Origin of the sequence: Cellulosimicrobium sp. E-16 (assembly GCF_049913115.1) — a bacterium.
In the GTDB taxonomy this organism is placed as follows: Bacteria; Actinomycetota; Actinomycetes; order Actinomycetales; family Cellulomonadaceae; genus Cellulosimicrobium.
The window spans coordinates 4,253,664-4,272,740 of the sequence record NZ_CP183974.1; the positions used below are offsets into that span (position 1 = coordinate 4,253,664).

Annotated in this window: 14 protein-coding genes; 9 read left to right on the top strand and 5 right to left on the bottom strand. The window is 73.8% G+C overall.

Annotation, left to right across the window (positions count from 1 at the left end):
* Positions 1-76 precede the first annotated feature (76 nt).
* Positions 77-799, bottom strand: coding sequence for a DUF305 domain-containing protein (locus tag ACN9MS_RS18705; protein ID WP_426309894.1), 723 nt, complete (start codon positions 797-799; stop codon positions 77-79).
* A 171-nt stretch (positions 800-970) separates the two neighbouring features.
* On the opposite strand from ACN9MS_RS18705, the gene ACN9MS_RS18710 reads away from it, so the two are divergent.
* Positions 971-2,728 (top strand): carbohydrate-binding protein, encoded by a 1,758-nt coding sequence (locus ACN9MS_RS18710; RefSeq protein WP_426309895.1) that lies wholly within the window; start codon positions 971-973, stop codon positions 2,726-2,728.
* Between the two features lie 118 nt (positions 2,729-2,846).
* On the opposite strand, the gene ACN9MS_RS18715 is transcribed toward ACN9MS_RS18710, so the two are convergent.
* Positions 2,847-3,434 carry an NADPH-dependent FMN reductase gene (locus ACN9MS_RS18715; protein WP_426309896.1) on the bottom strand — a complete coding sequence of 196 codons (588 nt, stop codon included), beginning with the start codon at positions 3,432-3,434 and terminating at the stop codon, positions 2,847-2,849.
* Between the two features lie 97 nt (positions 3,435-3,531).
* On the opposite strand from ACN9MS_RS18715, the gene ACN9MS_RS18720 reads away from it, so the two are divergent.
* Positions 3,532-4,053, top strand: coding sequence for a MarR family winged helix-turn-helix transcriptional regulator (locus tag ACN9MS_RS18720; RefSeq protein WP_426309897.1), 522 nt, complete (start codon positions 3,532-3,534; stop codon positions 4,051-4,053).
* Positions 4,054-4,055: 2 nt separating this feature from the next.
* A complete protein-coding gene (locus ACN9MS_RS18725) occupies positions 4,056-4,481 on the top strand; it encodes a YchJ family protein (protein WP_426311934.1) in 426 nt (141 codons plus the stop codon).
* Between the two features lie 22 nt (positions 4,482-4,503).
* Here the strand turns inward: ACN9MS_RS18725 and ACN9MS_RS18730 are convergent, their stop codons facing one another.
* Complete coding sequence (locus ACN9MS_RS18730) at positions 4,504-4,965, bottom strand: VanZ family protein (protein WP_426309898.1); 462 nt, start codon at positions 4,963-4,965, stop codon at positions 4,504-4,506.
* A 118-nt stretch (positions 4,966-5,083) separates the two neighbouring features.
* Here ACN9MS_RS18730 and ACN9MS_RS18735 point away from each other — a divergent pair, with 118 nt between their 5' ends.
* The 5 genes from ACN9MS_RS18735 to ACN9MS_RS18755 all read left to right on the top strand — a co-directional run bounded on the left by ACN9MS_RS18735 (position 5,084) and on the right by ACN9MS_RS18755 (position 10,361).
* Entirely contained in the window at positions 5,084-6,073 is a 990-nt protein-coding gene (locus ACN9MS_RS18735) for a TIGR03885 family FMN-dependent LLM class oxidoreductase (protein WP_426309899.1), read from the top strand.
* Positions 6,070-7,773 (top strand): alpha-amylase family protein, encoded by a 1,704-nt coding sequence (locus ACN9MS_RS18740; protein ID WP_426309900.1) that lies wholly within the window; start codon positions 6,070-6,072, stop codon positions 7,771-7,773. The genes ACN9MS_RS18735 and ACN9MS_RS18740 overlap by 4 nt, the downstream gene beginning before the upstream one ends.
* Positions 7,774-8,236: 463 nt before the next feature.
* Positions 8,237-8,632 (top strand): hypothetical protein, encoded by a 396-nt coding sequence (locus tag ACN9MS_RS18745; protein WP_426309901.1) that lies wholly within the window; start codon positions 8,237-8,239, stop codon positions 8,630-8,632.
* Positions 8,633-8,650: 18 nt separating this feature from the next.
* Positions 8,651-9,847, top strand: coding sequence for a threonine aldolase family protein (locus ACN9MS_RS18750; protein ID WP_426309902.1), 1,197 nt, complete (start codon positions 8,651-8,653; stop codon positions 9,845-9,847).
* Positions 9,848-9,866: 19 nt separating this feature from the next.
* Positions 9,867-10,361, top strand: coding sequence for a nucleoside deaminase (locus ACN9MS_RS18755; protein ID WP_426309903.1), 495 nt, complete (start codon positions 9,867-9,869; stop codon positions 10,359-10,361).
* A 79-nt stretch (positions 10,362-10,440) separates the two neighbouring features.
* On the opposite strand, the gene ACN9MS_RS18760 is transcribed toward ACN9MS_RS18755, so the two are convergent.
* Complete coding sequence (locus ACN9MS_RS18760; protein WP_426309904.1) at positions 10,441-11,355, bottom strand: hypothetical protein; 915 nt, start codon at positions 11,353-11,355, stop codon at positions 10,441-10,443.
* A gap of 85 nt (positions 11,356-11,440) precedes the next feature.
* Between ACN9MS_RS18760 and ACN9MS_RS18765 the strand changes: the two genes are divergently transcribed.
* Complete coding sequence (locus ACN9MS_RS18765; RefSeq protein WP_426309905.1) at positions 11,441-11,869, top strand: SRPBCC family protein; 429 nt, start codon at positions 11,441-11,443, stop codon at positions 11,867-11,869.
* A gap of 97 nt (positions 11,870-11,966) precedes the next feature.
* On the opposite strand, the gene ACN9MS_RS18770 is transcribed toward ACN9MS_RS18765, so the two are convergent.
* Positions 11,967-19,007, bottom strand: coding sequence for a DUF5979 domain-containing protein (locus ACN9MS_RS18770; RefSeq protein ID WP_426309906.1), 7,041 nt, complete (start codon positions 19,005-19,007; stop codon positions 11,967-11,969).
* Positions 19,008-19,077 lie beyond the last annotated feature (70 nt).

Below are 19,077 nucleotides of genomic sequence, written 5' to 3' on the forward strand. Positions count from 1 at the left end.
CTCCCGCGCACGACCAGAGCTCTACCTCGCGCAACCACGGTTCTCCCTCGCGGGGCCTCGGCTCTGGCTCGGCGCGTCAGAGGGTGGCGAGGAGGTCGCGCATGCGGTCGATCTCGCCGCCCTGGCCGGCGGCGGTCTCGGCCGCGATCTCGTTCGCGAAGAGGTCCTGACCGTCGACGAGCACGACGTCGACCATCGCGAGGGCGCCCTCGTGGTGCTGGATCATCCCCTCGAGGAACAGCCGGTCGAACTCCGCGCCGCTCGCCGCCTCGAGCGCGGCGAGCTGCTCGGGGGTGAGCATCCCGGAGACGCCGTCACCGTGCTCGTGCCCCGATCCCTCGGGCGCGCGGGGACCCGTGCCGCCGTCGCCCTCCGCCCCCTCCGGGACGGCCAGGTCGCGCGCCTGGAGCCACGACGCGAGCGCGTGGACCTCGGGGCCCTGCGCGGCGGTGACGCGCTCCGCGAACGACCGGACGGCGTCGGACCCGGCACGGTCCGGCGCGAGCGCGGCGATCTCCAGCGCCTGGAGGTGGTGCTCGATCATCCCGGTCACGAACGCGGCGTCGGCCTGGTTCCAGGAGCCCGCCTCGGGCGCGGCGTCGTAGTCCTCGGGCGCGACCGTCGTCGCCTCCTCGCCCGGCCGGCCGGGTTGCACGACGACGCTCGACGGCGTCGAGGTCGGGTCCGGGTCGGCGGTGCACGCCGCGGCGCCGAGCGCGACCCCGAGCACGACGACGGCGCAGGTCAGGGCGCGTGCGCCGACGGTCGGGGTCGCGTTACCGCTGGGAAAACTCTGCACCCGCCCTGTTCCCTCCGTGTAAAAAGTCACCGCGATTCGCGCGCTTGGGGTGGTCCAGATCACACCTGCCGGACAGAATTCGCAGAACACTACCAAGGAGGTGTTTCGCTCGTGCATCGAACGACGAACAAGACGCGCCGGCAAAGAAGCCGGGTCCTGCTCGCCTCGTCCATGGCGGCCTCGCTCGCCGTCTCCTCGCTCGCCGTGGCCTCGTCGGCGTCCGCCGAACCGTCCGACGGCTCTCCCGAGGCGGTGGCCGCGCTCACCGAGCAGGCCGCCGGCTCGCTCGCCGACCTTCCCGCCCAGCGCCTCGCGCCGCTCGCCCAGGCCACCGACGTCCTGGCGCCCGGAGAGGTCGCAGGCAGCCCCAACCTGACCCACGTCGCGAACATCCCGAAGAACGGCGAGTTCGCGCCCGAGGGCCAGTACAGCAGCGACCTCGCGTTCCAGGGCCGCTACGCGTTCGCCGGCAACTACGGCGGGTTCACGGTCTACGACGTCGCGAACCCGACCGCGCCGCAACAGGTCGCCCAGGTGGTCTGCCCGGGCTCCCAGAACGACATCTCGGTCTACGGGGACCTCCTCGTCCTGAGCACCGACTCCTCGCGCAGCAACGACTCCTGCGAGAACGTCGCCCAGAGCGCCACGATCAAGGACTCGTGGGAGGGCATCAAGGTCTTCGACATCTCCGACCCGACGTCGCCGCAGTACGTGTCGTCGGTCGAGACGCAGTGCGGCTCCCACACGCACTCGCTCGCGCCGTCGAAGGACGGCGAGGAGCTGTTCGTCTACGTGTCGTCGTACAGCCCCAACGCGGCGTTCCCCGACTGCCAGCCGCCTCACGACCTCATCTCGGTCGTGCAGATCCCGCTCGACGACCCGGCCGCGGCCGAGCTCGTCTCGACCCCGGTGCTCTTCCCCGACGCGGGCGAGAACCCCGGCGGCAACCCTGGCGGCAACGGCTCGAGCACGACGTCGGGCTGCCACGACATCACGACCTACCCGTCGAAGGACCTCGCGGCGGGCGCGTGCATGGGCGACGGCATCCTCATGGACATCTCCGACCGTGCGCACCCGGTGGTCACCGAGGTGGTCCGTGACACGACGAACTTCGCCTTCTGGCACTCGGCGACGTTCAACAACGCCGGCACCAAGGTCGTCTTCACGGACGAGCTCGGCGGCGGCGGCGCACCCACGTGCAACCCGACGGTCGGGCCGGAGAAGGGCGCCGACGCGATCTACGACATCGTGGGCGGCGAGCTCGTGTTCAAGAGCTACTACAAGATCGAGCGCGAGCAGGCGGCGACCGAGAACTGCGTCGCGCACAACGGCTCGCTCATCCCCGTCCCGGGCCGCGACATCATGGTCCAGGCCTGGTACCAGGGCGGCATCTCGGTGTGGGACTTCACGGACTCGGCGAACCCCGTCGAGATCGCGTGGTTCGACCGCGGCCCGCTGTCCTCGGAGCGTCTGATCCTCGGCGGCTCGTGGTCGGCGTACTGGTACAACGGCGCGATCATCTCGAACGACATCCAGCAGGGCCTCGACGTCCTGCTGCTCGACGACCCGCTCACCAACGCGGCGAAGTCGGTCGTCACGGACGAGCTCAACCCGCAGGCCCAGCCGACGTACGAGGAGCCGGCGGCCTGGTCGAAGAGCACGGCCTACCAGGGCGGGGCGACCGTCACGTACGGCGGTTCGGTCTGGCGCGCGCAGTGGTGGACGAAGGGCCAGAAGCCGGGCGACCCGTGGGGCCCGTGGGAGGAGATCGCGGGCGTCGACGCGAACGGCGTCGGGGCATGGAAGCCGAGCCGCGTCTACGTCAAGGGCGACACCGTGACCTACGACGGGACCACGTACACCGCGAAGTGGTGGACGCGGAACCAGGCGCCCGGCGACCGCTGGGGCCCGTGGGCCGCGCAGGACTGACCCGCGCCCTGTCGCCTGACCGCTCGGGCCTCCGGCCCGGGTGAGGCGATGCCCGACGGCGCCCGCTCACCCTCGGTGGGCGGGCGTCGTCGTGCACGGGGTCGGCCCTTGCCGGGCGTCAGGCGGCGGCGACGGCCTTGCGGGCGCGCACGGTCGCGAGGGCGCCCGACCAGGCGACCACCTCGTCGAGCGTCGCGTCGAGGTCGCGCAGGTGGCGCTCGCGCGGCGCGACGGTCCGGAACTCCTCGAAGTCGTCGTAGAGCGACAGCCCGACCTGGGTGCGGACGTCGGCGAGCTGGAGCTCACCCGCGACGAGGCGCAGCTGCTCGACGGCGCGCGTGCCGCCCTGCGCGCCGTAGCCGACGAAGCCCACGGCCTTGTCGGCCCACTCGTGGTACAGCCAGTCCAGGGCGTTCTTCAGCACGGCGGGCGGTGCGTGGTTGTACTCGGGCGTCACGACGACGTAGCCGTCGAAGCCGTCGATCACGCGCGACCACTCCCACACGAGCGGGTTCTCGTACTGCTGCAGGCGCGGCGGGAGCGCCTCGTCGAGGTGGGGCAGCGGGTGGTCGGCGAGGTCGACGAGCTCGAACGTCGCGTCGGTGCGCTGCGTGGCGCGGTCGAGCACCCAGCGCGCGACGCCCTCGCTGTTGCGCCCGGTGCGCGTGCTCCCGACGAGGACCGCGAGACGCGGGATCGAGGTCATGGTTCCTCCAGAAGAGTGACGTGTCACCAAAGTTGGTGATGCGTCACCGTAACCCCATCTCGGTGACGTGTCACCCACCGCCGGTAAGATCGTCCGCATGGCGGGACACCCGATCCTCGACGACACCGAGCGCGACGCGTGGGACGCCTACGTGACGATGCGCAAGGCCCTCGACCGCGTGCTGGCCGCCGGGATGCGCGACGACGGCGACCTCTCCGAGGCCGAGTTCCAGGCGCTCTCGGCGCTGCACGCCGCGACGGACCGTGCCCTGCGCACGGGCGAGCTCGCCGCCGAGCTCTGCTGGGAGCGCAGCCGCGTCTCGCACCTCACGCGCCGCATGGCCGACCGCGGCCTCGTCGAGCGGACCGAGTGCGCCGACGACGCGCGCGGCACGTGGATCGTCCTCACCAACCCCGGCCGCCGCGCGCTCCTGCGCACCGTGCGAGGGCACACCGAGCTCCTGCGCGAGGTCGTCTTCGAGCCCCTCGGACCCGAGGGCCTGGCTCGGCTCGCGGCGGTGTCGCGCACGATCACCGAGGCGGTCGAGCGCTCGGGCCGGGCGCCCGCGGCGGAGTGCGCGCCGTCGGCCGCGACCGCCCGTCGGGGGGTCGCATCGTGACCCTGGCCGACGACGCGCGGTGCCCCTGCCTGTCCGGGGAGACGTACGGGTCGTGCTGCGGCCGCTTCCACGCGGGCCTGCGTCCCGGCGCCGACGGCTCGATCCCGGGGCCGTTCGCGCCGACCGCCGAGGCGCTCATGCGCTCGCGCTACAGCGCGTTCGCCATCGGTGACGCCGCCTACCTGCTCGCGACCTGGCACGCGTCGACCCGGCCCGGGTCGCTCGACCTCGACGACGACCTGGAGTGGCGCCGGCTCGACGTCGTGCGCACGGAGGCCGGCGGCCCGTTCGACTCGACGGGCGTCGTGGAGTTCGTCGCGCACCACCGGTCGCGGACCGACCCCGCGGACCGCGGGCGCCTGCACGAGGTCAGCCGGTTCGTCCGGGAGGACGACCGCTGGTTCTACGTGGACGGCGTCGTGGGCTGACGCCCGGTCTCGCAGGCCATCGTCACCCGACCCGGGGCGCCACCGGGCGTCGCGCCGACACCGCGACGAGCACGACCGCGACGAGCACCGCACCGAGCAGCGCGCCCGCGGTGTTCAGCACGACGTCCTGCACGGTCGGGACGCGGCCCGGCAGGAGGTTCTGGGTCAGCTCGATCGCGACCGACAGTGCGCAGCCCATGAGGGTGACGACACCGACGGCGCGCCACACGCCCAGCGGTGCGCCGTGCCGTCGTGCGGTCGCGCCGCGCAGGAGCGGCACCCCGAGCACGCCGAACGGCCCGAACATCACGACGTTCGCGAGCGCCTCGAGCACCGGCAGCGTGATCGGGATCCCGAGGCCCTGGAGGAAGTCCAGGGTGGCGGTCGCCCAGCTCGGCGCGTCGGTGGACTGCGGGGAGGGCCACAGCGTCACGACGAGGACGGCGGCGAGGTAGGCGGCGAACGTCCACGTCAGCAGGCGCATCGCGTCAGCGTACGGGGGCCGGCACGGCCCCCGCGGCGGCCCTCGGGACGGGCACGGACCCTCCACCGTTCCCCCTCCTCGCCGAGCGTGTCACCCGGACCCTCGGTTCACTGGCGCCATGGTCTCCCTCGGCTTTCACGCGTCCCACGAGCAGATCGCCCCGGGCCCCCTGCTGGGTGCTGCACGTCGCGCCCAGGAGGTGGGGTTCGACGTCGCGATGTGCTCCGACCACCTCGCGCCCTGGAGCGTGCGGCAGGGCGAGTCGGGTCACTCCTGGTCCTGGCTCGGTGCCGCGCTCGCCAGCACCGACCTGCCGTTCGGCGTCGTCACCGCGCCCGGTCAGCGCTATCACCCGGCGGTCGTCGCGCAGGCGATCGCGACGCTCGGGGCGATGTTCCCCGGCCGGTTCTGGGCCGCGCTCGGCTCCGGCGAGGCGATGAACGAGCACGTCACGGGCGACCCGTGGCCCACCAAGGCCGACCGGGACGCCCGCCTGCGCGAGTGCGTGGACGTCATCCGCGCGCTCCTCGCGGGCGAGGAGGTCACTCACCGCGGGCACGTCACCGTGGACCGGGCGCGCGTCTGGTCGCTGCCCGACGTCGTCCCGCGCCTCGTCGGCCCGGCCGTCACCCCGGCGACGGCACGCCGGCACGCGGACTGGGCCGGCGGCCTCGTCACCGTGAACCAGCCGGTCGAGTCGCTGCGCCGCGTCGTCGGCGAGTACCGCGACGCGGGCGGGCGTGGCCCGCTCGCCCTGCAGGTGCACGTCGCGTGGGGCGACGACGACGAGGCGGCCTTCGCCGTCGCGCACGACCAGTGGCGCTCCAACCTGCTGCCGCCGAGCGTGAGCTGGCACCTCGAGACCCCGGAGCAGTTCGACGCGGTCGCGGACCTCGTGCGCCCCGAGGAGGTGCGCGGGACGGTGCTCGTCGAGCACGACGCGCAGCGGCTCGCGGACCGCGTCGCCGAGCTCGCGGCGTGCGGGTTCGACGAGGTGTACCTGCACCACGTGGGGCAGCAGCAGGACGCGTTCCTCGATGCGGCCGGCGCGACGCTGCTGCCGCTCCTGCGGTCGGCGACCGCGACGACCGAAGGAGGTGCGGCATGAGGATCGGCGACACCGGCGACCTGTGGTGGAAGAACGCGGTGATCTACTGCCTGGACGTCGAGACGTTCATGGACTGGGACGACGACGGTGTGGGCGACTTCGCCGGACTGGTGCAGCGCCTCGACCACCTCGCCGACCTCGGGGTCACGTGCCTGTGGCTCATGCCGTTCTACCCGACCGCCGACCGCGACGACGGCTACGACATCACCGACTTCCTCGCGGTCGACCCGCGGCTCGGCGACGTCGGGGACCTCGTCGAGCTGGTCCGGACGGCCCACGACCGCGGCATCCGGGTCATCGCCGACCTCGTGGTCAACCACACCTCCGACCGGCACCCGTGGTTCAAGGCCTCGCGGTCGAGCACGGACGACCCGTACCGCGACTTCTACGTGTGGCGCGCCGACGAGCCCCCGCCCACGAAGGACCAGGTGATCTTCCCCGACCAGGAGGAGGGGATCTGGACGAAGGACGAGCGCACCGGCGAGTGGTACCGGCACCGCTTCTACCGCCACATGCCGGACCTCAACACCGCCAACCCGCGCGTCCGGGACGCGATCGCGAAGTCGATGGGCTACTGGATCCAGCTCGGCCTGTCGGGGTTCCGCGTCGACGCCGTCCCGTTCTTCCTCGGGGACGCGGCGGCGAACCCGTCGGACGAGATCGAGGACCCGCACGACTTCCTGCGCGCGCTGCGCTCGTTCCTCTCGCGCCGCACGGGCGACTCGATCCTCATGGGCGAGGTCAACCTGCCGTTCGAGGAGCAGCGCCTGTACTTCGGTGACGACGGGGAGGGCGACGGGAGCGAGTCCGGCCCGTCGAGCTCGGAGCTGACGCTGCAGTTCGACTTCAACGGCATGCAGGCGCTGTACCTGTCGCTCGCGCGGCACGACGCCGGCCCGCTCGCCGCGTCGCTCGCCGCGCGCCCCCCGATCCCGCACGACGCGCAGTGGGCGACGTTCGTGCGCAACCACGACGAGCTCACGCTCGACAAGCTCTCCGACGACGAGCGCCAGGAGGTCTTCGCCGCGTTCGGGCCCGAGGAGGACATGCAGCTCTACGGGCGCGGGCTGCGCCGTCGGCTCCCGCCCATGCTGGGCGGCGACCCGCGCCGCGTGCGGATGGTGTACTCGCTGCTCTTCGCGCTCCCGGGGACGCCCGTCCTCTACTACGGCGAGGAGATCGGCATGGGCGAGAACCTCGCGGCGGACGGTCGGCTCGCCGTGCGGACCCCGATGCAGTGGACGTCCGGACGCAACGGCGGGTTCTCGCGAGCGCCCGCGCGCCGGCTCGCCGGGCCCGTTCCCGGCGACGGCTACGCGCCCGAGCACGTCAACGTCGCGGACCAGCGGCGCGACCCCGACTCGCTGCTGACCTTCGTGCGCCTGCTCGCGCACCGCTACCGCGAGTGCCCCGAGCTCGGCTGGGGCGACGTCGACGTGCTCGACCAGCCGGAGCCGTCGGTCCTCGCGCTGCGCAGCACGTGGCAGGAGGCGTCGATGGTCACCGTCCACAACCTGTCCCCGGACCCGGTCGTGGTCCGGCTCGCGCTCGACGACCTGCCGGAGGACGCGCGCCTCGTCGACCTGCTCGACGCGGACGACGTCGAGCCGGACCCCGACGGGAGCGCCGAGGTCCGGCTCGACGGCTACGCCTACCGCTGGCTGCGCGTCACGCACCCGGGCTCGCGCCGGCTCCTGTGAGCCGACGGTCGGCGGAGCACCGGGGGCGCGACGCGCGGCCGGCGGTCAGTCGTCGTGGCTCGGCTCGTCCGGACCGACAGGCCGGCCCGGTGACGGCGGCCAGTCAGGCGGAGACTCGGGGAGCGGGTCCGCGTGGCTCGGGTCGCGCGACGGCTCTGACGGGTCCGAGGGCGGCCCCGGGGACTTCGGCGGCTCGACCGTCGGCTCGACCGGAGGGACCGGCCTCGTGCCGGGCTCGTCTGGGTTCGTGGTCATGGCTGCACCTCCGTGCTGCTCGGGACGCCCGCTGCGCCCCCCTCGACGCTAGGCACGCTGCGGCCCGCTCGCGCGCGGCCGGGCCTGCGGCTCGTCCCGGATGGGGACGGGTGCCCATCGCCCGTCCGCGCACCGGCGCCTACGATCCGGGAGTCCGTCGTCACGGCTGTTCGCCGCTCCGGAGGGAGCGGCTCTGGAAGGAGTGCACATGAGGACTCGTCAGATCGTCGCGGCCGCCGTCATGGTCGGTGCCCTGATGCTCGGGACCGCGGTCGGTGCGTCCGCCGGCACCTCGGGCACGGTGTACAGCGCCGGCAGCCCGTACTACGCCAGGGCGACGTTCGCCCCCAACGACCCGGGACGCCACAGCGCGTACGTCGCGGTTGTCGACAACCGCAAGGACGGCGCCAGCGCCGTCGCGCAGGTGCGGTTCGACGGCACGACCAAGACCGTCCGTGCGAGCGACGGGGTCGGGTCGAGCGTGTACTGGTACTCGGGCAGCATGTCGAAGGGCAAGTCGGTGTCGGTCCGCGCGTGCCGGCAGGACCTCTCCGCCGGTGGACCGATCAAGGACTGCGGCGCCTGGCGGACCTTCGTCGCGTAGGCCGGTGGTGGGCCGGCCATGAGGTCGGTCACCGCCGACCGAGGGCGGCGGTGTCCGGCGGCGGCCTACCCTGGGCACGTGACGTCGTTCGCCTCGGACAACTACTCCCCCGCCCACCCCGACGTCCTCGCCGCGCTCGCCGCGGCGAGCGCCGGGCACGAGATCTCCTACGGCGAGGACCCGTGGACCGCGCGCCTCCAGGACGCCGTGCGGTCCCGCTTCGGCCCGGACGCCACGGCCTACCCGGTGCTCACGGGCACGGGCGCCAACGTCGTGGCGCTCATGGCGATGCTGCCGCGCTGGGGCGCGGTCGTCGCGACCGAGCACGCGCACCTCAACACGGACGAGAACGGCGCACCCGAGCGGGTGGGCGGGGTCAAGGTGCTCGCCGTGCCGGCGCCGGACGGGAAGCTCACGCCCGACGCCGTGGAGCGGTTCGCGGGCGACCTCGGCGACCCGCACCGCGCGCAGCCGCTCGTCGTGTCGCTCACGCAGTCGACCGAGCTCGGCACGCTCTACACGCCCGCCGAGATCCGCGCGGTGGCCGACGCCGCGCACGCCCGCGGCATGCGCGTGCACCTGGACGGCTCGCGCCTCGCGAACGCGGCCGCGGCGCTCGACGTCCCGCTGCGCGCGCTGACCACGGACGCGGGCGTGGACGTGCTGTCGTTCGGCGGCACCAAGAACGGGCTCGCGCTCGGGGAGGCGGTCGTCGTGCTCGACCCGTCGGCCGTCGACGGCGTCGAGTTCGTGCGCAAGGCGACGATGCAGCTCGCGTCGAAGATGCGCTACGTCTCCGCGCAGCTCCTCGCGCTGTTCGAGCCAGTGGGCGACGTCGTCGCCGAGGTGGACGAGATCACGGACGCGGACGAGCTGTGGCTGCGCAACGCACGGCACGCGAACGCGATGGCGGCGCGCCTGCGCACCGGGCTAGCGGACGTCGTCGTCCCCACCGTGCTCGGACGGGACGACGCCGCGCTCGCCCCGCCGTCCGGCCTCGCCTTCACGCAGCCCACGCTCGTCAACGCGGTCTTCGCGACGCTCCCCCGCGCCGCCATCGAGCGCCTGCGCGAGCGGCACCGCTTCTACGACTGGGGTCCGGGCGAGTCGCCCGACCGGGTCGAGGTCCGCTGGATGTGCGCGTGGGACACGACCCCGGACGACGTGGACGGGTTCGTCGCGGACGTGCGCAGCGTCCTCGCGGTCGCGCGCTGACGGGGCGAGGATGGGCGCCATGACTCCCGACACGCTGCCCACCCCCGACGACCTCCTGCACCTGCGCCGCTGCGTCGAGCTCGCGCGCGAGGCGCTCGACGACGGCGACGAGCCGTTCGGCTCGCTCCTCGTCGACCGCGACGGGGTCGTACGGTTCGAGGACCGCAACCGCGTGAAGGACGGCGACGCGACCCGGCACCCCGAGCTCGAGATCGCCCGCTGGGCCGCGGCGCACCTCACGCCCGACGAGCGGCGCGACGCGGTCGTGTACACGTCGGGCGAGCACTGCGCGATGTGCAGCGCGGCCCACGCCTGGGTCGGGCTCGGCCCGATCGTCTACGCGTCGAGCACGACGCAGCTCGTCGGCTGGCTCGACGAGTGGGGCGTGGCGCCCGGACCCGTGCGCCCGCTCGCGATCGGCGACGTCGCCCCCGGCGTCGCCGTCCGCGGCCCGGCGTACGAGCTCGCGCCCGAGATCCGGGACCTGCACGCGCGCCTGCACGGCGTGTCCTGAACCTGTCGGCGCGAGTCGACCTGCCGCGACCTGCCGCGACCTGCCGCGACCTGCTGCGACCTGCCGCTGACAGGTCGCGTCAGGCGTCGAGCGCAGCCGCCACGGCGCCCGCGACCTCGGGGAGCGCGAGGTAGCCCGCCGGGCGACCGTCGGCGAGCAGCACGGCCGCCGCGTGGTGCCCGGGTGCCGCGTTCGCGACGACGAGGTCCTCGATCGCCGGCGTCGCCGGGTCGAGCGGGAACGCGTCCGGGCCGAGGCCGTGGAGCGTGAGCGCGTCCCGGCGGTCGCGCACCGCGACCCAGCGCCGCACCGGGGTGGGCACGCGCAGCGGGGCGCGGGCGGCGAGGGCGTCGCGGATCGCCCGGATCGCGAGCGGGGAACCGAGCGTGAGCAGCAGGGGCACGTCCCACCGTGCGGCGTCGGGGTGCTCGCGCAGCACCGAGTACGCCACGACCGACCCGAGCGAGTGCGCGATCACGACGGCCGGGCCGTCGACCGGGATCGCGGCCGCGACGGCGTCGTCGATCGTCGTGCGCACGGCGTCGTCGTGCAGGTACGCCCACACGTCGCGCGCGAGCAGCACGACGACGCCGCTGCTCAGGCCGGGCACGTACCGGTCGAGCGCGGACAGCAGCAGGTTCAGCCATGCCCCGACGTCGGCCCCGCTGCCCGTCCCGGCGCCCTCGGGGCGCGCCGGGACGCCCGCCCCGGCGCCCCGCAGCACCTCCTCGGCGACGGCCGCGACGAACGCGAGCTCGGCGTCGGGCAGGGCCGCCAGCGCGTGCACGGTCACCGGCGGCGGCTCGGCGTCGCCCGCGACGAGCCCCGCGAGGGTGTCGCCGTAGAAGACGAACGACGTGTCGTCGTCGTGCAGCACGCGTCCGGACCCCGCGGCGCTCAGGCCCGCGTCCAGCACGGCGGTCCACGTGCGGTCGAGGACGTCGGCGTCGAGGCCCTGGTTGTCGCGGCCGTGGACGAGCACGAGTCGGGTCACGCGCCCGAACCTACCGGCTGCCGGTGTCGCCCGGAGGGTCTACCGTCGGCCCCAGAAGCGAGCCCCCGAGCCCCCCGAGGTACCCATGAGCGACCCCTCCCTGACCGACCACAGCACGACCGCCGAGATCCACGTCGCACGACCCCCGCAGGTCGTGTGGGCCGAGCTCATGCACCCGAGCGCCCGCTGGATGCTCGGCATGAACGTCGAGACCGACTTCATGCCGGGCAGCCCGGTGACGTTCGAGGGCCACTACATGGGCCGCGAGTTCGCGGACTGGGGCACCGTCGTCGCGGTCGAGCGCCCGCGGCTGCTGCACTTCACGCACTTCTCCCCGACGATGGGCCTGCCCGATGTCCCGGAGAACTACCACGACATCGCCATCACGCTCGAGCCGGACGACTCCGGGACGCGCGTGCGCGTCGTCGAGCGCAACATCGAGACGGCTGAGCGCGCCGAGCGAGCGCACGCGCTGTGGAGCAAGGCGCTCGCGACGCTCGCGGGCCACGACTGAGGTCCGGCACCCCGCGCGAGCGGTACGACGACGGGCCGGTCACCCCGCGGGGTGACCGGCCCGTCGTGCGTCGCGGTGGGCGACGGCGTCCCGCCCGTCAGGCGGTCCGGCGCCGCGTCACGGCGAGCAGCGCGGCCCCGCCGAGGACGAGCAGCGCACCGAGACCGACGAGCCCGCCCGTGGTCGCGCCGGTCACGGCGAGTCCCCCGGTCGTGCTCGCCGTGTTGGTGAGCGTCACGTCCGCGACCTCGCCGACCGCGACCGTCAGCGCGGTGCTGCGCTGGCCGTCGACCGCGAAGACCGGCGTGCCCCACCGGACGCCGTCGATCCCCGGCAGGTCGACCTCGCCGAGCGTCACGACGGTCCCCTCGGGGAGGTCCGCCGGGCCGGTGACGACCGTGCCGTCGGCGCGGACCGTGAGCCGCCCGGACGTCGGGCCGTCGTAGAGCGTCCCGCCCGGGACGTCGGCGGTCCAGGTGACCGCGAACGCCGTGTCGTCGGGCACGCGGGCCGCCGCGCTCCCGTCGACGACCTTGTGCACGGCGAACCCGCCGACGAGGTGCGCGTCGTTCGCGGTGTTGGTCAGGGCGACCGCGACCGTGGTGTCCGCGGCGACCGTGAGGGTCGCCGGGTCGACGGCCACGCCGTCCACCGCGAACGCAGGCTCGCCCCACAGGACGCCCGGGACCTCCGGCAACGGGGTGCGCTCCGTGAGCGTCACCACGGTCCCCGCCGGCAGGTCCTGCGGTCCGGCGACCACGGTCCCGTCGGCGAGGACGGTGAGCGTGCCCTCCGTGGCGCCGTCGTACCCGACCCCGGCCGGGAGCGCGGCCGTCCAGCCGAGCTCGAACGCGGTGTCCCCCGGGACGAGGCTCGCGGCGTCGCCGGCGACCTCCTTGTGCACGGTGAACCCGCCGGCCCGCGCGACCGCCGTGTTCGTCACGGTGACCGCCACGGGGGCGTCGGCGGCCCCCACCACGACCGTGGCCGGGTCGAACGACGGCGTGCCCCACGCGATCCCCGGGACGTCGGGGAACGTCGGCTCGGCGAGCGTGACGGCCGTGCCGTACGGCAGCTCGGGCCCGTCGACGACGGTCCCGTCCGCGAGCACGGCGAGCGTCCCGCTCGTCGGGCCGTCGAAGGCGACGCCGTCGGGCACGGTCGCCGACCAGGTCACGGTGAACGCCGTGTCCTCCGGGACGGCGCCGGCCGCCGCGCCCGTGAGCGCCTTCGCGACGGTGAAGGTGCCGAGCACGGTGCCCGCCGTGTTGGTCACGGTCACCGCCACGGGCTCGCCGTCGTTCTCCGTGATCGTCAGCACGCCGTCGGGGTCGACGCTCGGCTCACCCCACGCGACGCCCGGGACCTCCGCCAGCGGCGTCTGCTCCGCGAACGTCACGACCGTCCCCACGGGCAGGTCCTGCGGACCGTCCACGACGGTCCCGTCGGCCAGGAGCGTCGCCGTGCCGGTGAGCTCTCCGCCGTAGGTCACGCCGTCGGGCAGGGTCGCCGCCCAGTCCACGAGGAACGCGGTGTCGTCCGGGACGACGCCCGCCGAGTCACCGTCCACGACCTTCTGGAGGCTGAACCCGCCGACCGCGCTCGTCGCGGTGTTCGTCACGGTCACCTCGGTCGGGGCGTCTCCCGTCTCGGTGATCGCCACCGACTCCGGGGAGAAGACCGGGGCGCCCCACACCACGTCCGGGATGCTCGGGAGTCCCGTCTCGGCGAACGTCACCACCGTGCCCACCGGCAGGTCCTGCGGACCGTCGACGACGGTCCCGTCGGCGAGCACCGTCAGCGTCCCGGTGAGCGGGTCGTCGTACGTCACGGCGTCCGGCAGGGTCGCCGACCACGAGACCAGGAACTCCGTGTCGTCCGGCACCACGCCCGCCGCGTTCCCGGCCAGCGCCTTGGCCACGGCGAACCCGCCGACGACGCTCGTCGCCGTGTTCGTCACCGTCACCACGGCGGGCTCGTCGCCCTCGGCGATCGTCACCGACTCCGGCGAGATCTCCGGGCTCCCCCACACGACGTCCGGCACGTCGGGCAGCGGGGTCTGCTCCGCGAACGTCACGACCGTCCCGACCGGCAGGTCCGCCGGACCGTCGGCGATCGTGCCGTCCGCGAGCACCGTGAGGGTGCCGGTCAACGGGCCGGGGTACGTCACGCCGTCGGGCAGGGTCGCCGACCAGTCCACGAGGAACGCGGTGTCGTCCGGCACCACGCCGGCCGCGTTCCCGGCGAGCGCCTTGGCCACCCCGAACGAGCCGGTCACCGCGTTCGCGGTGTTCGTCACCGTGACCGCGGTGGGTCCGCCGGCGCTCTCGGTGATCGTGAGCTGCGCGGGGTCCACGGACACCGCGCCCCACGTGACGTCCGGGACCGCCGGCGGGGTGGCCTCGGTGAACGTCACGGTGGTCCCGACCGGCAGGTCCTGCGGGCCGTCGACGACCGTGCCGTCGGCCAGGACGGTCAGCGTCCCGGTGAGGAAGCCGTCGTACGTGACGTCCGGTGGCAGGGTCGCGACCCAGGTCACCGAGAACGCGGTGTCGTCGGGCACGATCCCCGCGGCGTCACCGATGACGGACTTCTGGAGCGAGAAGCCGCCGACGACGCTCGTCGCCGTGTTCGTCACGGTGAGCTCGACCCCCGTCGCGCCCTCGACGATCGTCACCTCGGCGCCCGGCGCGAACGTCGGCGTCCCCCAGACGACGTCCGTGATCGCGGGCAGGGGCTCCTGCTCGGAGAACGCCACGGCGGTGCCGACGGGCAGGTCGACCGGACCGTCCACGACCGTCCCGTCCGCGAGGACCGTGACGGTGCCGGTCAGCGGGCCGGGGTACGTCACGCCCTCGGGCAGCACCGCCGTCCAGCCCACGACGAACTCCGTGTCGTCCGGCACGAGGCCTGCGGCGTTCCCGGTCACGGCCTTGGCCACCGTGAACCCGCCGTTCACCGTCGTGGCCGTGTTGGTGACCGTCACCGTGACGGGGTCGCCCCCGTTCTGCACGACGACGATCGTCGACGCGGGCGCGAAGGTCGGTACGCCCCAGACCACGCCGTCGACCGGCGGCAGCGGGGTGCGTTCGGTGAACGTCACCGTGGTGCCCACCGGGAGGTCCTGCGGACCGTCGACGACGGCCCCGCTCGCGAGCACGGTCACCGTCCCGGTCAGCGGTCCCGCGTAGGTGACGCCGTCGGGCAGCACCGCGGACCAGTCCACGAGGAACGCGGTGTCGCCGGGCACCAGCCCGGCCGCGTTCCCGGTCAGCGCCTTGGCGACCGAGAAGCCGCCGTCCACCGTGGTCGCGGTGTTCGTCAGCGTCACGACGACGGGGCCGGCGTTCTCGGTGATGGTGACCGTGGTCCCCGGGTCGTACGACGGCGTGCCCCACACGACGCCGTCGACCTCCGGGAGCGGGGACTGCTCGCTCAGGGTCACGACCGTCCCGACCGGCAGGTCGGCCGGGCCGTCGACGACCGTGCCGTCCGCGAGGACGGTGAGCGTGCCGGACAGGTCGCCGTCGTAGTCGACGCCGTCGGGGATCTCGACGCTCCAGTCCACGAGGAACGCGGTGTCGCGGGGCACCAGCCCGGCGGCGTTGCCCGCGACCGCCTTCGCGACGCCGAACGACCCGACGACCGCGTTCGCGGTGTTCGTCACGGTGACCGCGACGGGGTCGCCGTCGTTCTCCGTGACGGTGAGCTGGGCCGGGGTGAACGACGGCGGGCCCCACACCACGTCGCCGACCTCGGGCAGCGGCGTCTGCTCGACGAACGTCACCACGGTCCCCACCGGGAGGTCCGCCGGGCCGTCCACGACCGTCCCGTCGGCCCGGACCGTCAGCGTCCCGGTGAGCGGGCCGTCGTAGGTGACGTCCGGGGGCGGGACCGCGGTCCAGGTGACGGTGAACGTGGTGATGTCGGGCACGATCCCGGCAGCGTTCCCCTGGACGTCCTTCTGGAGCGTGAAGCCGCCCACGACGCTCGACGCCGTGTTGGTGACCGTCACGAGGGTCGGGGTGTCCCCGGTCTCGGTGACGGTCAGCGTGGCGGGGTCGAACGACGGTTCGCCCCAGACGACGTTCGGGATCGTCGGGAGCGTCGTCTCGGAGAACGTCACGGTCGTCCCGACCGGGAGGTCCTGCGGGCCGTCCACCACGGTCCCGTCCGCGAGGACGGTCAGCGTCCCCGTGAGGGACCCGTCGTAGGTGACCCCCGCGGGCAGCGTCGCGACCCACGTCACCGAGAAGGGCGTGGTCCCGGGCACGAGGCCCTCGGCGTCGCCGACGACGTCCTTGGCGACCGCGAACCCGCCCACGGTGCTGGTCGCCGTGTTGGTCACGGTGATGCCGACCGCCTCGCCACCGTTCTCGGTGATGGTGACCTCCGCGCCCGGGTCGAACGACGGCTCACCCCAGACGACGTTCGGCACCGCGGGCAGCGGCGTCTGCTCGGAGAACGCCACGGAGGTCCCCACCGGGAGGTCCTGCGGGCCGTCCACGACGGTCCCGTCCGCGAGCACCGTCAGCGTGCCGGAGAGGGCGCCGTCGTACGTCACGCCCTCTGGCAGCACCGCCGACCAGTCCACGAGGAACTCGGTGTCGTCCGGCACCGCCCCGGCCGCGTTCCCCGCGAGCGCCTTGCTCAGCGTGAACCCGCCGACGACGGAGGTCGCGACGTTCGTGACCGTCACCGCGGCGGGCTGCCCGCCGTTCTCGCTCACGACGAGCGACTCGGGCGAGATGATCGGGCTGCCCCACTGGACGCCGTCGATCTCGGGCAGCGGCGTCTGCTCGGCGAACGTCACGACCGTCCCGACCGGGAGGTCCTGCGGTCCGTCCACCACGGTCCCGTCCGCGAGCACCGTCACGGTCCCCTCGAGCGGCCCGCCGTAGGCGACCCCGGTGGGCAGCGTCGCCGCCCAGTCGACGAGGAACGCCGTGTCGCCCGGGACCGCACCCGACGCGTTGCCCAGGAGCTCCTTGTGCACCGTGAACCCGCCGTTCACGGTGCTCGCGGTGTTCGTCACCTGGACGACCGCCGGCTGGCCCTGGCCTACGGTGAGCTCGGCCGGGCTGATGGACGGCGTGCCCCAGACGACGCCGTCGATCGCCGGCGGCGCGACCTCCGCGACCGTGACGACCGTCCCGACGGGGAGATCGACGGGGCCGGCGTAGACCGTGCCGTCCGCGAGGATCACGCCCTCGCCGGTCGTCTCCCCCTCGTAGACGACGCCGTCGGGGATGTCGGCGGTCCACGTCACCGTGAACGCCGTGTCGCCCGGGACGAGCCCCGCGGCGTTGCCGTTCACGATCTTCACGACCGTGAACCCTCCGACCTGCGAGGTCGCCGTGTTGGTCACCGTGACGAGCGCGTCCTGGCCCTCCCCGACCGTCACGGTCGACGGCTCGACGACGGGCGTCGCCCAGGCGACGCCGTCGACCGGGTCGGGCGTGACCTCCGTGAACGTCACGGTCGTGCCGACCGGGAGGTCCTGCGGGCCGTCGACGACCGCGCCGCCCGCGAGCACGGTGAGCGTGCCCGAGAGGTCGCCGTCGTACGTCGCTCCCTCCGGGAGCGTGGCCGTCCAGTCGACCTGGTACTCCGTCGCGGGGTCGACGGCGCCCGCCGCGTTGCCCTGGAGCGGTGCCTTCTGCACCGAGAACCCGCCGACCGGACCACCGACGTTCGCGGTGTTGACGACCGACACGGTCATCATCGCGCCGTCGACGACGGTGAACGACGCGGGATCGCCCACCACGTCACCGTTGACGCGGAACACCGGCGATCCCCACGACACGCCGGGGACGGTCGGCAACGTCGGCTCGGAGATGGTCACGACGGTCCCGACGGGAAGGTCCGGGCCCGCGACGAGGTTGCCGTTGAGCGGGACCTCGAGGTCACCCTCGCCGGTCTCGCTGTCCGGTGCCGGCGTGACGTAGGAGTAGTGGACCGTGAACACCGTCCCGGCAGGGACGGCCGCCGCGGCGGCTCCCGTCACCGTCTTCTGCACGACGAAGCTGGAGGTCGGGACGCAGTTGAACGGCCCCGGACCGATCCACGGGTAGTTGTGGATCTCCAGGCCGCTCTGCGAGCCCTCGCCGCCGAAGGTGAGGTCGCCGCCGACGTACACCCGCCCGTTCATGTGGTTGTAGAGCTGGACGTCCGCCGCCGGCGCCATGACCGAACCCATGAACTGTGCCGCCCCCGCCGGGCCGAGCTGGACCGCGTCGGCGTCGACGAAGTTCCACATGATCCGCGAGGCCCAGTTGCCGAAGTCGGGGCTGGAGAAGTCGTCGAACCGGACGTTGTCGGCGGCGAAGTAGTTGGGCTGGAAGTCGACCGGGCCGCCCACGACGTTGATGACGATCGGCGCATCGTCCGTGAAACCGTTGAAGTTGAGCTCGTTGACGCCGTTGAGCGCCGCGGCGTCCACCGTGAACACGTGCAGCGCGCTGCTCGTCGAGCCATCGAAGGTCGCGATGTTGCCCGCCACCGCGGCGGGCGTCCCGGTCAGACCGGCGAACGCCGTCGAGGCCTGGGCGACCTGGTCGCCGAAGTCGCCGAACGGCGCGAGCGCCGCCGCCTCCCCGAGGTTCTGCCGCAGCTCGCCGTTGTTCGTGTCGACCGTCCCGGCCCCGGTCTTCGTCGCGCCGACCTGGACGTCACCGCCCCCTTGATCCTGGTAGCCCGCACCGACGAGGACGTTCGTCGGCGCGACGACGTCGAGCGTCCCGCCCACGTGGAGCATGACCGTGCCCGGGTCCGGCGCGATCTGCGATCCAGCGCCGACCGTGCCGACGTTGAACGAGCTCCCGCTGAGAGTCCGGTTGAACGTCGCGTCCCCCCCGACGACCAGCACGCCCTCGGCCTCGGAGGCCGAGCCCGTGGCCAGGAAGTTCCCCCCGGTGTAGACCGCGACGTTGTTGTCGGTGAAGGCCGGCGGCAGGTTCCCGATGCCCGGGAACTGGCCAGGGTCCGGGCACTGCACGACGGCGGCGGCGGACGAGGGTGCGGCCTGGGGCCCGGTGACGAGCACGACCGCCCCGGCGAGCGCGAGCGTCGCCGCGGTGACAGCCGCGACGGCTCGGCGCAGAGGGTCGAACGATGGGGGGCGGGAACCTCGGGTCATGCGCGCTCCTGGTCAGGCGGTCGGCGGCACCCGGGTCGTGGTGCCACCGTCTGTCTCTGAGACCTCGCTG

Bases quoted from the DNA above. Each gene is read 5' to 3' on its own strand.
- ACN9MS_RS18710 (WP_426309895.1), top strand. From the start codon at position 971: ATGGCGGCCTCGCTCGCCGTCTCCTCGCTCGCCGTGGCCTCGTCGGCG.
- ACN9MS_RS18715 (WP_426309896.1), bottom strand. From the start codon at position 3,434: ATGACCTCGATCCCGCGTCTCGCGGTCCTCGTCGGGAGCACGCGCACC.
- ACN9MS_RS18720 (WP_426309897.1), top strand. From the start codon at position 3,532: ATGGCGGGACACCCGATCCTCGACGACACCGAGCGCGACGCGTGGGAC.
- ACN9MS_RS18730 (WP_426309898.1), bottom strand. From the start codon at position 4,965: ATGCGCCTGCTGACGTGGACGTTCGCCGCCTACCTCGCCGCCGTCCTC.
- ACN9MS_RS18735 (WP_426309899.1), top strand. From the start codon at position 5,084: ATGGTCTCCCTCGGCTTTCACGCGTCCCACGAGCAGATCGCCCCGGGC.
- ACN9MS_RS18740 (WP_426309900.1), top strand. From the start codon at position 6,070: ATGAGGATCGGCGACACCGGCGACCTGTGGTGGAAGAACGCGGTGATC.
- ACN9MS_RS18745 (WP_426309901.1), top strand. From the start codon at position 8,237: ATGAGGACTCGTCAGATCGTCGCGGCCGCCGTCATGGTCGGTGCCCTG.
- ACN9MS_RS18750 (WP_426309902.1), top strand. From the start codon at position 8,651: ATGAGGTCGGTCACCGCCGACCGAGGGCGGCGGTGTCCGGCGGCGGCC.
- ACN9MS_RS18755 (WP_426309903.1), top strand. From the start codon at position 9,867: ATGACTCCCGACACGCTGCCCACCCCCGACGACCTCCTGCACCTGCGC.
- ACN9MS_RS18765 (WP_426309905.1), top strand. From the start codon at position 11,441: ATGAGCGACCCCTCCCTGACCGACCACAGCACGACCGCCGAGATCCAC.
- ACN9MS_RS18770 (WP_426309906.1), bottom strand. From the start codon at position 19,007: ATGACCCGAGGTTCCCGCCCCCCATCGTTCGACCCTCTGCGCCGAGCC.